The sequence below is a fragment of the Gordonia sp. BP-119 genome (genome assembly GCF_016924115.1).
Classification (GTDB): domain Bacteria; phylum Actinomycetota; class Actinomycetes; order Mycobacteriales; family Mycobacteriaceae; genus Gordonia; species Gordonia hongkongensis.
In genome coordinates, this window is the sequence record NZ_JAFFZF010000010.1 from 108,934 (window position 1) to 121,506 (window position 12,573).

11 protein-coding genes are annotated in these 12,573 nt (G+C 70.1%); 2 read left to right on the top strand and 9 right to left on the bottom strand.

Translation table 11 applies throughout. From position 1 onward, the window contains the following. Positions 1-27 precede the first annotated feature (27 nt). From JW364_RS08685 to JW364_RS08700, 4 genes are all read right to left on the bottom strand, one after another. Positions 28-1,257: an MFS transporter gene (locus JW364_RS08685; protein ID WP_068972383.1), complete on the bottom strand. Its 1,230-nt coding sequence runs from the start codon at positions 1,255-1,257 to the stop codon at positions 28-30. Beyond that, the gene (locus JW364_RS08690; RefSeq protein WP_068972382.1) at positions 1,254-2,282 is read right to left on the bottom strand and encodes a patatin-like phospholipase family protein; all 1,029 of its coding nucleotides are present in this window, start codon (positions 2,280-2,282) and stop codon (positions 1,254-1,256) included. Before JW364_RS08690 ends, JW364_RS08685 begins: the two co-directional genes overlap by 4 nt. A 56-nt stretch (positions 2,283-2,338) precedes the next feature. Beyond that, positions 2,339-2,788: a redox-sensitive transcriptional activator SoxR gene (soxR, locus tag JW364_RS08695; RefSeq protein WP_065630178.1), complete on the bottom strand. Its 450-nt coding sequence runs from the start codon at positions 2,786-2,788 to the stop codon at positions 2,339-2,341. Positions 2,789-2,864: 76 nt separating this feature from the next. After that, positions 2,865-3,728, bottom strand: a complete 864-nt coding sequence (locus JW364_RS08700) for a universal stress protein (protein WP_065630241.1) — start codon at positions 3,726-3,728, stop codon at positions 2,865-2,867. Positions 3,729-3,931: 203 nt separating this feature from the next. Between JW364_RS08700 and JW364_RS08705 the strand changes: the two genes are divergently transcribed. Then, on the top strand, positions 3,932-4,237 hold the full coding sequence (locus tag JW364_RS08705; RefSeq protein ID WP_058251465.1) for a hypothetical protein: 306 nt from the start codon (positions 3,932-3,934) through the stop codon (positions 4,235-4,237). Positions 4,238-4,327: 90 nt separating this feature from the next. Then, positions 4,328-5,902 carry a serine/threonine protein kinase gene (locus JW364_RS08710; protein ID WP_205333080.1) on the top strand — a complete coding sequence of 525 codons (1,575 nt, stop codon included), beginning with the start codon at positions 4,328-4,330 and terminating at the stop codon, positions 5,900-5,902. A gap of 77 nt (positions 5,903-5,979) precedes the next feature. Here the strand turns inward: JW364_RS08710 and JW364_RS08715 are convergent, their stop codons facing one another. From JW364_RS08715 to JW364_RS08735, 5 genes are read right to left on the bottom strand one after another with little or no spacing between them, the layout of a single operon-like run. Further along, positions 5,980-6,792 (bottom strand): protein kinase, encoded by an 813-nt coding sequence (locus tag JW364_RS08715; RefSeq protein WP_165630318.1) that lies wholly within the window; start codon positions 6,790-6,792, stop codon positions 5,980-5,982. A 1-nt stretch (position 6,793) separates the two neighbouring features. Beyond that, entirely contained in the window at positions 6,794-8,917 is a 2,124-nt protein-coding gene (locus tag JW364_RS08720; RefSeq protein WP_205333079.1) for a cation:proton antiporter, read from the bottom strand. A gap of 16 nt (positions 8,918-8,933) precedes the next feature. Then, positions 8,934-10,448, bottom strand: a complete 1,515-nt coding sequence (locus tag JW364_RS08725; RefSeq protein ID WP_205333078.1) for an FHA domain-containing protein — start codon at positions 10,446-10,448, stop codon at positions 8,934-8,936. Further along, positions 10,445-10,894: a hypothetical protein gene (locus JW364_RS08730; protein WP_058251470.1), complete on the bottom strand. Its 450-nt coding sequence runs from the start codon at positions 10,892-10,894 to the stop codon at positions 10,445-10,447. The genes JW364_RS08725 and JW364_RS08730 overlap by 4 nt, the downstream gene beginning before the upstream one ends. 1 nt (position 10,895) lies before the next feature. After that, positions 10,896-12,527 (bottom strand): hypothetical protein, encoded by a 1,632-nt coding sequence (locus tag JW364_RS08735; protein ID WP_078112165.1) that lies wholly within the window; start codon positions 12,525-12,527, stop codon positions 10,896-10,898. Between the last annotated feature and the right edge of the window lie 46 nt (positions 12,528-12,573).

The following is a 12,573-nucleotide window of genomic DNA, read 5'->3' on the forward strand; positions in this document are numbered from 1 at the left end:
CCGTAATTCGTCGTCCGCCCGCGCACATCACTCATCGTCTGCGCGGGCCTTCGTGTCGGTCGGAGTCATCGTCGGGCCGTCGCCCACGATCACCGGCGCGGTCTCCCGCGCGAAGATCCAGAGGACCAGTGCCACCGCGGCCACCACCCCGGTCAGCACGAACGCCGGCCCGAAACCGACCCGATCGGCGACGAATCCCACGATGACCGGACCGGTGACGGCACCGAGGTCCGACGACATGCCGTAGGCGGCGAGCGCCGACCCGCCTTGCTGGCGGTTGCCGAGGACGTCGGCGAGAGCGGCTTGATGGGTGGGTGCGAACAGTCCCGAGCCCACCCCGGCGGCCACCGACAACGCCAGTACGACGCCCACATTCGGCGAGAACCCGAGCGCGATGGTGGCGACGACGGTGATGACGAGTCCGGGCAGCATGATGGGCCGCCGTCCGAACCGGTCCGACAGCCGGCCCGCGATCAGGATCGCCAGCACGTTGCCCGCGGCGTAGATCGCCAGCACGATTCCCGCCATTCCCGCTCCGGCACCGAGACTCTCGGTGATGAACAGCGGCACCACCGCGACCCGGACCCCCATCGACGCCCAGCCCTGGGTGAAGTTGGACGCGAGGATCGCCCGGTAGGCGCTGTCGCGCAGGGCGGTCCGGAAACCGATCAGCCCGCCCGTCGGGCCGTCGACCTGATCCGGTGCGATCACCTCCCGCAACTGGGTCGCCACCACCGTCGATGCGACGAGCAGCGCGACCGCGTACACCACGAACGGGACCCGGAGTCCGAAGCCGACCAGCGCCGCCCCGATGAGCGGACCGGTGATGCTGCCGATGAGGAACCCCGCCGAGAAGAAGCCCGACACGCGACCGCGAATGTCGCTCGGCGCCATACGGATCAGCAAGGCCATCGCCGAGATGCTGAACATCGTCGACCCGATGCCGCCGAGGCCGCGGAAGATCAGCAGCTGCCAGTAGGACTGGGCGAACGCGCACGCCAGAGTGCTGGCCGCGACGATCAGCAGACCGGTCAGGTAGATGCGCCGCTCGCCGAAGACGGTGACCAACCGTCCCGTTGCGGGCGCGAACGCCAGGCGCATCACCGCGAACGCCGAGATGACCGCGGTCGCGGCGGTGAACGAGACGTTGAAGGTGCGGGCGAAGGTCGGCAGCGCGGGCGCGATGAACCCGTATCCGAGTGCGATGACGACGTTCGCCGACAGCAGCACCCAGATGCCGCGGGGGATCTGCCTCATGGCAGCTCGGGGAGGTCGTCGAGGGCCCGCGCGGTGAGGGTCCGGCCGAGCTCGATCATCTCCGATGCCTTGTGGAAGTCGAGCGTGCGGACCGTCCGGCGGGGTACCCGGATCAGCACATCGGGCGGATAGCCGGCGACCTGGTAGCGGGTCAGGGCCTCCTGCATGATGTCGAGCGACCGGCTCAGCACCTCCACGCGTCCCATCCGGGCCGGTTCGTCGACGCCGAACGCGGGCGCCACCCGTTCGGCGGACGGGACGGAGCCGGACTCGGCCGCGGCATCGACCGCGACGGCGCCGCCACCGGTGGCGGCCACCGCCGCATCGGACGCCTCGGCCTCCCCCGAGGGCATCTCGTGGCCGAGCCGGTCACGGACCGCGCGGATGAACTCGTTGTCGAGGATCGGCGCCACGTTGCGCCGCAGCAGTCCCCTGGCCTTCTGTTCGCGCGTGGCGCCCGCTTCCGGGCCACCGTCGGAACCGATGATGACGCCGATGGTCACATCGCTGGGCACCGTCGAGGTGGGCGCCACCGGCAGCGGGTCGAGAATCCCGCCGTCGGCCAGCAGCCGCCCACCGTGCTCGTGCGGGCTGATGACGCCCGGGATCGCGATCGACGCACGCAGGGCGTCGGCGAGGACACCGCGCTGGAACCAGACCGCGCGGCCGGCGTTCAGATCGGTGGCGACCGCGGTGAACGGGACGGGCAGGTCCTCGATCGCGGTGTCTCCGAGGATCTCCCGCACCCGCAGCAGGATCCGCTCGGCCCCGATGACGCCCGGCTTGGTCAGCGAGACGTCGAGCAGCCGGACGACGTCGAGCTGGGACAGACCCGAGATCCAGTCCACGTAGTCGTCGAGTTTCCCCGCGCAATACAACCCGCCGACGAGAGCACCCATCGACGAGCCGGCGACGGTGACGATCTCGAACCCCCGCGCCTCGAGTTCGGCGATCACCCCGATGTGCGCGTAACCGCGGGCGCCGCCACTTCCCAGAGCCAGCGCCACGCGCGACGGTCGAGCCATGGGCCAACAGTACCGCCGCCTGTTCTGCTCCCCGACATCGCAACTGGCGGAGACGGCTACTGCTCGGTGAGGAGTCGCCGCGGCCCCGGGCCGAGTTTGTTCAGTTCGTCGCCGGGGTTGAGGAGATGGCACTCCCCCAGCGACAGGCAACCGCAACCCACGCAGGACCCGATCATGTCCCGCATGTTCTCGAGCAGTGCGATGCGCTGGTTGATGTCGTCCATCCAGCGTTTCGACGCCGCTTCCCACATCGATTTCGGGGGCGACTCGTGGTCGCCCAGTTCGGCGAGCACCTCGCCGATGACCGACAGCGGAATCCCGGCGACCTGCGACGCGCGGATGAATGCGACGCGCCGCAGCATCGCCCGGTGGTAGCGGCGCTGGTTCCCGGAGGTGCGCCGGCTGAAGATCAGGCCCTGGTCCTCGTAGAAGCGGACCGCCGACGGGGCGATCCCGGCTCGCTGGGCCAGCTCGCCGACCGAAAGCTCCAGCTTCTTCAGCGTCATGGGTCGATGGTAAGCGCCACCGACGGCGTCGTCCCCGGTGCGCGACCGGGGACGACGGGCAGCGCTCACCGTGGGGTCAGGTGCGGACGACCATCACCGGGCAGTCGGCGTGGTGCATCACCTTCTGGCTGGTCGAGCCCAGCAGGAGTCCGCGGAAGCCACCCCGGCCGCGACTGCCGACCACGAGCAGCGATGCGTCCGCGCCCGCCTCGTCGAGCAGCGCCTTCGCCGGCTCCTCGGGCAGGACGGACCGTTCGATCGTCACGTCCGGGTAGTCCTGGGCGTATCCGGCGAGGCGCTCGGCGAGCACCTCGACCGCGTCCTGGGTCATCCGCGCCACCTCGTCGGCGCCGATGCCGTACCCGTGGAGCGCGTCCGCGTCGAGCGGGGTCCAGGTGTGTACCGCGCGGAGCGGCACGTTGCGCAGCGAGGCCTGCCGGAACGCCTCGGCGACCGCGGCATCGCTGACAGGTGAACCGTCGACCCCCACGACCACCGGTCCGTCGGGGTTGCCCCCGGCGGCGACGACCGTGACCCGGCCGTGTGCGTGAGCGGCGACACTGGTGCTCACCGAACCCAGGAACAGGCCCTTGACGCTGCCGAGACGGCGCGTGCCGACGACGATCATCGCGGCGTCCTTGCCCAGCTCGAGCAGCACGCGCGCGGCGTCGCCGTCGACGATCGAGGTGGCGACCGTCACGCCGGGTGCCGCTTCTTTCGCGGCGTCGGCGGCCGCATGGACCGCGTCGGAGGCGTCCTGGCGGATGGCGTCGACGACATCCTGCGGGATGATCAGGCCGGGGGCGTAGTCACTCGTGCTGGCGTCGTACGCACCGACGACCTTGAGGTCGAGACCTTCGGCAGCGGCCGCCCGCGCCGCCCAGCGCACCGCGCCCGTGGCCGCGTCCGACCCGTCCACGCCGACGAGTATCGCATTCATGTTGTGGCTCATCTCCTCTGATCGCGACGGCCCCTGGCGGGGTCTTCGGTTCGGCCGCGGGTCGGCCCGGGCTCGCCCCGGGCGGCCCGGTATCGGCCCCGGCCCCCATCCTGCCCCGGCGCCGTTGCCGCGGCAATGAGTACGAGGTCCCGACCACCGTCGCTTTCTCCACGATTCGGGCGCCGTGTAACCTGGCGGACACCATGACGTCACCCCTTCCGCAGAACGGCACCAACGACTTTCGCGCAATCATGATCCACATCGGGATCACCGTCGCACTCGGACTCGGCCTGCTGTTCTTCGCGCATGCGTCGTCGGATCCCCTGCAGACCGTGTTGGTCGTCGCCTCTCCCGTCGTGGTTCTCCTGGGCGCGAGCACCATGCTGTACCGCACGTACCGGGTCTGGAAACGCAACGGTCGCTGGCAGGTGTGGCAGGGGGCGGCGTGGTTCCTGTTGTTCTTCTTCATCGTCATGCTGTTCAACTCCGCGCCGGTCCTCTTCGAATGACCCGGGCGGGGTCGCCCGGCGCCTGTTCGCCCCGGTGGACGCCCCCTGACCGGTAGAGTCGGGTCTTCCACGTGAGGTGAGGGAGGCGCCGTGTCCGTCGGTCCGACCCACGACGAACCACTTCCTCCGGGCGCTCTCGTCGGGCGTCACCGCATCGAGCGCCTCCTGCGCAGACGCGTCGCCGGCGCCGACTACCTGGCGACGGCCCCATATCCGGGGGCGCCCGCCGAGCGCGTGCTGCTCACCGTCGTGGACCGGGCCGCCTCGATCACCCCCGCGTTCGGCAATTGGTTCCGGGATGCGATCGAAAAGGCCTCCGCGATGGCGCATCCCGGGATCGCGCGCATCACCGGACACGGCATCGTCGACGGCCGCGTCTGGGTGGCGGTGGCCCCCGTGCCCACCTCCGACGCCGCCCTGCTGATCCGGCGCCACCCCGACGGCATCGACATCGATCTGGCGGTGCGCATCGTCACCGTCGTCGGCGAGGCGCTCGACGCGGCCCATCGCCGGCGCCTGGTCCACGGCAACGTCTCCCCCGCCGACATCCTGCTCACCGGCTCCGCAGACCCGACCGTCGCCGGGGCGTCGGTGCCCGGCGCCGTCACGCTCACCGGTTTCGGCCTGACCGCGCCGACGGCGGGCGACGAGATGCCGCACCCGGCAGCCGATGTCGCCTCGTTGGGACGTACCCTCGTCGAAATGCTCACCGGCGCCGGGAGCGAAGCGAGCGGGCCGAATGTGACCGGCACAAGCTCGGTCGCTCGGCACCGGGTGTCGGGTGCAGTGTCGCCGGCGTTCTACGCCGTGCTGGCACGGGCGCTCGACGCCGATTCAGATCACCGATACCGCACCTGCGCGGAATTCGTCCGAGCGGCCGAGCTCGCCCTGCACCTCACCCACTCCGACGGCGAACCGCCGACCGAGGTCATCCCCGCCAGCCACCCTGAATCCGAGTATGAGTTCGCCGCAACCGATTCCGACACGACGGAGGTCGTGGACGCGGGGCCGGCCGCCGGCGTCCCGCGCGTGTTCCAGCCCGCCGGTCACCCGGATCGGCCGACCGAGGTCGTCACCGACCGGCCGCGGGGGGCCGGGCCGGTGAACCGGCCGTCGACACCCCGACCGCTGGCGCCCCCGCCGACGGCCTCCCCGTCGATGCGTCGACGACGGCTGATCGCGCCGTTCTTCGTCGCCACGGCGATCGTCGCGGTCGTCGTCGGAACGGTGATGCTGCTCGGCGCCCGCACCACACCGCCGCCGTGGCCGGCGGGCGTCGCTCCTATCGCTGCCGCCTTCCCGCAACTCCTGCCGGAGACGCCCGAGGCGTCGGGATGGGGAGATGCCGACTGTGAGCCCGTCGTCCGCGACGGCATCGACGGGATCTCGTGCACCGACGCCGCGAACGTCGGATTCGTGGTGTGGCACACGCCGACGTCACCATCACGCGCTGCCGTCACCACCCGCCTCAAGGGCTACCCCGGGGATAAGATCAGCTGGCGCGACGGTCCGGCGTCGGCGAGCCGGGACAGCGTCGTCGACGGTTGGGTCGTCACCAATTTCAGCGGGCCACCGCATGCGCAGTACACGCTGGTAACGACGTGGCCCGGACACACCGGCCGCGAGATCCTCGACGACTGGTGGCGCACGGCGCCGCTCGGCTGACGACCGTAACCGGGACGAAGGCCGACCCTTCGTGACGCAGGGAGCAGGGTGCGCGAACCGCCCGATGACGTCTGTCGTCAGCGCCCGCGCAGCCCGTCGATCCGGTCGGCGACCTCCATCGCGGTCGACGGACGGGAGCCGGCGAGGGCGAGACAGTTGGCGATGAGGGTGCGCTCGTCGCGGTCCAGGTTCTCCGAGAGCGCCGGCGGCGTCGACAGCGCCGCCCGGATCGCCAGCAGCGGCTGGGTGTCCGGCACCTCCCCGTACACCCCGTCGCCGGTGAGGGCACGGTGCAGACACGCCCCGAGCGACCAGATGTCGGTCGCCCGCGACGGCACATCGCCGGCCAACAGTGCGGGGTCCATGTACTGCACCGCGCCGGGCTGGGCGAAGCTCGTGATGGGCTCGTCGGCCGCCAGCACCCGGGCCAGACCGAGATCGGAGATCTTGCCGCCGGTCTCGGTGACCATGATGCTCGACGGCGTGATGTTGGCGTGCGCGATACCGGCTTCGTGCAAGGCGTCCACGCCGCGCGCCGCGTCGGCGATCGCCGCCAGCTTCTCGTCTCGGCTGAGCTCGCGCGCCGGACTACCCAGCGAGCCGAGCGGGAAATACTCCATCGCATACATGAACTGGCCCTGCAGCACGGCGTCGTAGAGCCCGGCGAGGTAGGGCGAGACGACGGCGGCGAACGCCCGCAGTTCGCGTACCCCGCGGCGGTAGGCGTCATCGCTGCAGACGCCGCCGAAGACCTTCACCACGACGCGGTCGGTGGATAGACCCAGTCGCGCGGGGGGTACGGCGAGATAGAACGTGCCGTTGCCCCCCATGCCGAGCTTCTCGAGCACCGTGAAATCCGCCAGCTGCTGCGGGATCTCGACTTCTGGCATGTCAGTGCCTCTCCGATGATGAACCGATGTTCGGACTGGACGGATCGTCGGCCGCCCTCGTGGGTGCGGATGGGGCGGCCGGAGACGGGTAGAGCATCGCGACGCGGTCGCCCAGCGATTCCTCGCTCGTCTCGGTGTTGTCGACGACGGTGACCGGAACGGGTACGGCCGGATCGCCCTCGTCCGCTCCGGCGACAGTGAACGACACGGCGTCGTCGCGGTGCCGGCGCGGATCCTGCACCGACACCGAAACCCCCTGTTCGGCAACAGCGTTGAGGTCGGCCAGCCACCGACGCCGAGAGCCGGATGCGACGACGGTCAGCGACCGCGACCCGAAGAGCGCCAGACCCGCGGCCATCAGCGCAGCGGTCCGCCCACTGCGATCGTCCGCGGCGATACAGGTGATGGTGCTACGACTCGGTGCCACGGTCTCGTCGGCGGTCTCGTCGACGACGGCCACCGGAGCCGATCGCAGCGACTCCCCCAGGGGCCGGTCGTCACTGTCCACGAGGACGAGGTCGGCATTGGCGTTCTCCGACATGGCCTCGAGGTCGGCTGCGGGATCGGCGCTGAACCGGCACAGCACCGACACCGCACCCGCGCCGGTCAGCGACGAGCCCAGCTCGTTGAGGCGCTCGACGGCCGATGCGATCGCCGCGAAGTCCGGTACGACCGGAATCCCGACCTCGAGCGGACGCACGGACCGGTCCGGGGCGGTGAGCAACCCGGCCAGGACTACGTCGAATCCCGTGGTGCAGTCCAGCATTCGCCGATGCCGCGCCCGCAGGTCGGCGGTCGTCCCGACGGGATCACGCATCAGCACCAGAACCCGCGGGGCAGTGGCGGTGGCCAGGGCGCGACGTTCGGCGGCGGCGATGTCATTGGCCACCACCTTGTCCGGATACACCACGCGCAGCAGGGGTTCGGTCAAGATCGTGGTCACGAGCGCCATCACCACGAGCATCGCGAACAGTTCGTCACTCAGCACACCGAGTTCGCGCCCCGCGGCCAGGATCACCAGCTCGGTGAGTCCCCGCGTGTTCATGAGCACCGCGATGGCCGCGCTCTGTCTGGTGGGGATGGCGCTCGCCCGCGCGCCCGCATAGGCGCCGAGGAACTTGCCCGCGATCGCGACGAGCAGGACCAGCAGCAGCTGCCCCATGCCCGCGACGCCGATCTGGGTGAGGTCGACGTTGAGGCCGGTGACGACGAAGAACATCGGCAGCAGGAGCAGCACGCTCGCCTGCTCGAGCCGTTCGAGAATCTCCCGGTGCAGCTGTTCGGCTCCCACCTTCGGCATCACCGCGCCGAAAATGAAGGCGCCGAAGATCTGATGGATGCCGATGACGTCGGTGGCCGTCGCCGACAGGAAGAGTCCGATCAGGATGACCGCCAGGATGTCCGGCGTGAGCCGGCCGGCGCTGTCGCGCCAGGCGATCAGCTTCGCCAGCAGTGGACGGACGACACCGAACATCACCGCGGCGTAGACGAGCGTGAGTCCGACGATCTTGGCGACCTCGAGCGGACTGCCGCCCTGGATGATGGCGATGATGAACGCCAGCAGTGTCCAGGCGAGGATGTCGTCGATGGCGGCCGCGGCCAGGCTGAACACCCCGGGAATCGTTCTCATCATCCCGCGGTCGGTGAGGATCCGCGCCAGTACCGGGAAGGCGGTGATGGACATCGCGACACCCATGAACAGCACCATCCCCAGCCGCTCGATCTCCATTCCCCCGACCATGTCGTGCGAGGGATAGAGCAGCAGGCCGAGGGCTGCGCCGAGGGCGAACGGCAGCGCGATCGAGAATGCCGAGATGCTGGCCGCCGCGCGTTCACGCCCTTTGGTCAGCCGCATGTCCAGTTCGAGGCCGACGATGAACATGAAGAGGACGAGGCCGATCTGGGCCAGCGCACCGAGCAGCGGCCGGACGTCGTCGGGGAAGAGCCACTGGTCGGGATTGCCGGGCAGGAGCCCGAGCAGGCTGGGACCCAACGCGATCCCGGCGGCGATCTCGCCCACCACGGCCGGCTGACGGCAGGCGCGCGCGATCATCCCACCCACCCGGGCGGCGGCGATGACGATCGCGACGTCGAGCAGCAGGAAGGCGACCGTGTGTTTGTCCATGACCTCGGATCCGTTCTCAGATACGGGCGTGGTGTGACTCGAAGATGAAGTGGCGCCCCCCGATCCGGACATGCGACCCCGGCACCAGCACGTGGGCACGATGCGGGAGCAGCCGGGTCTCCCGGTTGCCGCTGCTCGGATCGGTGACGAAGGTGCCGTTCGCCGACCCGAGGTCGACCAGCTGCACCGTCCACTCCACCAGCCGGATCTCCACGTGGCGGCGCGAGAGCTGACCTGTCTCGTCCTGCACGCGAATCGGTTTGGGCGAACCCGCCGGTCCACCGCCGGCCGATCCCGGTTCCCGGCCGATCACCAGGTCCTCGTCGAGGAGGAAGGTGAACCCGTTGTCGAGCAGCAACCAGCCCAGCGGGGGCCGTTCGCCCTCGACGAGGAACGTCGTCAACTGGTCCATCCGGATTCCGCAGACCCCGCACAGCCACGACTGCGGATGGTTCAGATGGCCTCGCGAACAACGGATGCCGTGCACCATGGCCCGCGACGCCTCGATCTTGACGACCTCGGTCGCGGGTTTCTGATGCTCCTCCTTGGGCAGCGGCGCGCGCGGTTCGAGCGGTTCGGCGAACGGATTCGGCGCGGGAGCCGGCTCGACGCGGGGCCGGCCGCTCGGCGGGGTGGCGTCCCGCGGCGGCCGCTCGAGTAGGCGGGAAGCGTTCGGAGACAACGGTTCCGACCCGAACGGACCGCCCAGCGGAGTCGAGGTGAACGGCAACGGATCGGGCGCCGGCAGGTCGGCACCACCATCGGCGCCGGGCGCCATCCGCTCGGTCGTGCCCATCGGGTCCGGCTCCGGCGGCAAGTCGTCGAAGGGTGACCGCTTCCGGATGGGCTCGGGCGCCGGGGGCTCCGGCGCCCCGGGTGCCGGCTTGTCGAGATCGTCCAGGGCCTCGGTCGGTGGACCCGCGTCCGGATCGGGTCGGGACGGTTCGACGGCCGGTTCCGGCCGCGCCGCCGCCGGTTCCGGCCGCGGCTGCGGCTGCGGCGGGCGCTCGGCCAGGGAGTGGAATTCGGTGCCGCGCAACCCCAGCGGGGTGTGCAGCAGCGCGCCCGCGGCAGGCACCGTGCCCTGGACCAGGTCGAAGCGCTCGTCACCGACCTCCGCGGGCTTCGTGCCGGCGAGGTAGAGCCCGAGACCCTCGAACGGCCACGGCACGGCGCGGTCATAGGAATCGCCCGCGGGCGGCTCGATCCGCTTGCCGTCGGTCTCCCCGTACACCCGGCCCGAGAGGAAGATCGCGATGCCGGCATTGTCGGGAGCCGCGAAGGCGATGTCGACCGGGTCGTCGGCGGTGGCCACCAGCTGAGCCAGCGCCCGTACCAGGTGCCGGCCCCGCCGCGGTGCCGAATCCGGCACGACCACCGCAGATTCGATGTCGAGCAGATCGGTGAGGAAGGACACGGGCACCGCGTCGTTCGTCAGGCACAGAAACGCCGGGGTACGGATCACGATCCCCGCACCGGGGATCAGCGTCACCGTCGGCGTGACGCTCGGGATGTCGCCCGGACCGGTCACAGGAACCGTCCTCCCTGGAATCGCCAGTGGGGGAAGACGGCGCGTAGTGGACCGTTGACCGCCACCCACACCAGCAACCAGGTGGTGACGAACTGGACGGTGAACACGACGGGCGACGGTTGCAGCGACTCCGGGATCAGTCCGGTGCCGTCGATCACGATCCACACCAGGATGCCCTCGTTGATCGCCGTGAGGAGCCCGAAAAGGGTCGGCCAGTCCTTCTCCCAGCGGAACTGCTGCAGGAAGTGGTACAGGAATTCCCACAGCACCCCGAGGACGATGACGGTGACGAGCACGGTGAAGGCGACCCGGTAGACGTCGAGGATCGACGGGTCCCCCGAGGAGATGAGCCACAGGAACGGGACGAGCACGATGGTCCACAGGCCGCCGAGGATGCCGAGCACCAGCACGCGGGTCTGGATTCGCCCCCACAGGGTGGGCAACATGTCAGTCGACTCCCTTGTTGTTCATCCAGCGCCACCACTGGGCGGTCGATCGCCAGGGCGTCAGTCGTCGACAGAACCCCTGGCGGGCAAGGTCGTCGACGATCTCGAGGGCGGCGATCTGCAGACCGAGGAAGGTGTCGACGCCGGGAAAGTAACCGCCGAGCGTCGCGCTGCCCGAGGCGTACAGCTTGCCGTTTCCGCTGCGCGTCCCCTTCAGCTCGAAGTCGCGTTCGACGTCCATGCGGCCGACCGGGTTGATGCCGGCGCCGGTGTGGTCCAGCAGATCACGCAGCAGGCGGTGCTCGCGGACGTCGGCTTCGAGTCCGGTGCAGTCGATCACGTAGTCGGCGTAGATCTCGAAGGTGCCGTCGGGCCGGTGGTCCTGCCGGATCGGTGCATGCGGGTCGACCCGCACGGTGGTCACCACCCCCTGCCCGCCCGCAGCCGGCAGCAGACTCTCCGCCTTGCCGACGGCGACGCGGTACCAGCCCTCGCGCCGCCCACGGGCCAACTGCTCCTGCCAGTCGTCGCGGACAGGGGTGTTCGTCCCGCCCATCTGCTTGTACGCCTCCGCGCGCTCGTGTCCCTCGAGCTTGCGCATGCGGGCCTTGAGCTGCCCGCCCCAGACCGACTTCGGATAGTTGAAGCCCTGGTAGGCCCAACCGTCTTTGCCCTTGCGCCGCATGAAGATGTGTGGGCCGTGGGGTTTGTCGTAGTACGTGCGGAAGAGGTGCACGATCTGCGTCTGGAGCCCGTACGCGTCGCGATCGTCGATGAGCCGCTGCAGGACCCGCGACGCGACGATCCCCGCACCGCGGATCACCACGGTGCCGGGTTTGCGTTGCAGCGACTGGTAGATGTGCTCGTGCGACTCGTAGGCGTTGACGACCTTGCTGGCGTCGCGGTAGGTCTCGCGGAACGCCTGGAGATCGGGCAGGAGCTTGATCCCCGGGTATCCGATCGCGACATGGACCCACTGGCTGCGGAAGGCCACCCGCTTGGTGGGCGAAGTCCCCTGCGGCGGTGTGAGAATCGTGAAGTAGCCACCGGCGGCGCGGCGTCGGATCATCCGGACCTGACCACGGTGCAGGCACTTCAGATAGCCGATCCGCTCGCATTCCTTCTGCATCGACTCGAACGCCTGCCCGGCCCTCGGCGTGTAGAAGTTCGCGAAAACGGGCTCCACCAGCACATTCCACAGTGGCTTGAGCTTCTTGTCCGCCCAGGCCTCCCGCACCGCGTACGACGGGAAACCCCAGATGTTGTCCGGGGTCGACGCCGAATCCGAACGCAGGCGCTCCGTGCGCGGGATCTGCGACACCCGGGTCAGGTACTCGTAGCTGTGCCAGGGCACGTCCTGGGGGCCGAGCACCGCGATCCGGTCGAGCGGCACCCCGCAGATGCGCAGATAGTCGACGGTCACGAATGACCCGATGCCCGAGCCGACCGTGACGAACGGGACGTCGACGATCGGGATGCCCGCGGCCTCGACCATCGCATCGGTCCAGATGTCGGTGTCGACCAGCCCCGGTGTCAGATCGCCGACGGCGCCCGCGGGCCCGGGAGCGCCTCGTCCGGGCGCCGGAACAGGCCCAGGGCCCGGCCGCGGCGCGGGGGGCGCCTGGCCGGGCATCGGTCCGGGACGAGGCGGAACGGGCGGTGGGGGTCCCGGGCGACGC

Bases quoted from the DNA above. Each gene is read 5' to 3' on its own strand.
- JW364_RS08685 (WP_068972383.1), bottom strand. From the start codon at position 1,257: ATGAGGCAGATCCCCCGCGGCATCTGGGTGCTGCTGTCGGCGAACGTC.
- JW364_RS08690 (WP_068972382.1), bottom strand. From the start codon at position 2,282: ATGGCTCGACCGTCGCGCGTGGCGCTGGCTCTGGGAAGTGGCGGCGCC.
- soxR (WP_065630178.1), bottom strand. From the start codon at position 2,788: ATGACGCTGAAGAAGCTGGAGCTTTCGGTCGGCGAGCTGGCCCAGCGA.
- JW364_RS08700 (WP_065630241.1), bottom strand. From the start codon at position 3,728: ATGAATGCGATACTCGTCGGCGTGGACGGGTCGGACGCGGCCACGGGC.
- JW364_RS08705 (WP_058251465.1), top strand. From the start codon at position 3,932: ATGACGTCACCCCTTCCGCAGAACGGCACCAACGACTTTCGCGCAATC.
- JW364_RS08715 (WP_165630318.1), bottom strand. From the start codon at position 6,792: ATGCCAGAAGTCGAGATCCCGCAGCAGCTGGCGGATTTCACGGTGCTC.
- JW364_RS08720 (WP_205333079.1), bottom strand. From the start codon at position 8,917: ATGGACAAACACACGGTCGCCTTCCTGCTGCTCGACGTCGCGATCGTC.
- JW364_RS08730 (WP_058251470.1), bottom strand. From the start codon at position 10,894: ATGTTGCCCACCCTGTGGGGGCGAATCCAGACCCGCGTGCTGGTGCTC.
- JW364_RS08735 (WP_078112165.1), bottom strand. From the start codon at position 12,527: ATGCCCGGCCAGGCGCCCCCCGCGCCGCGGCCGGGCCCTGGGCCTGTT.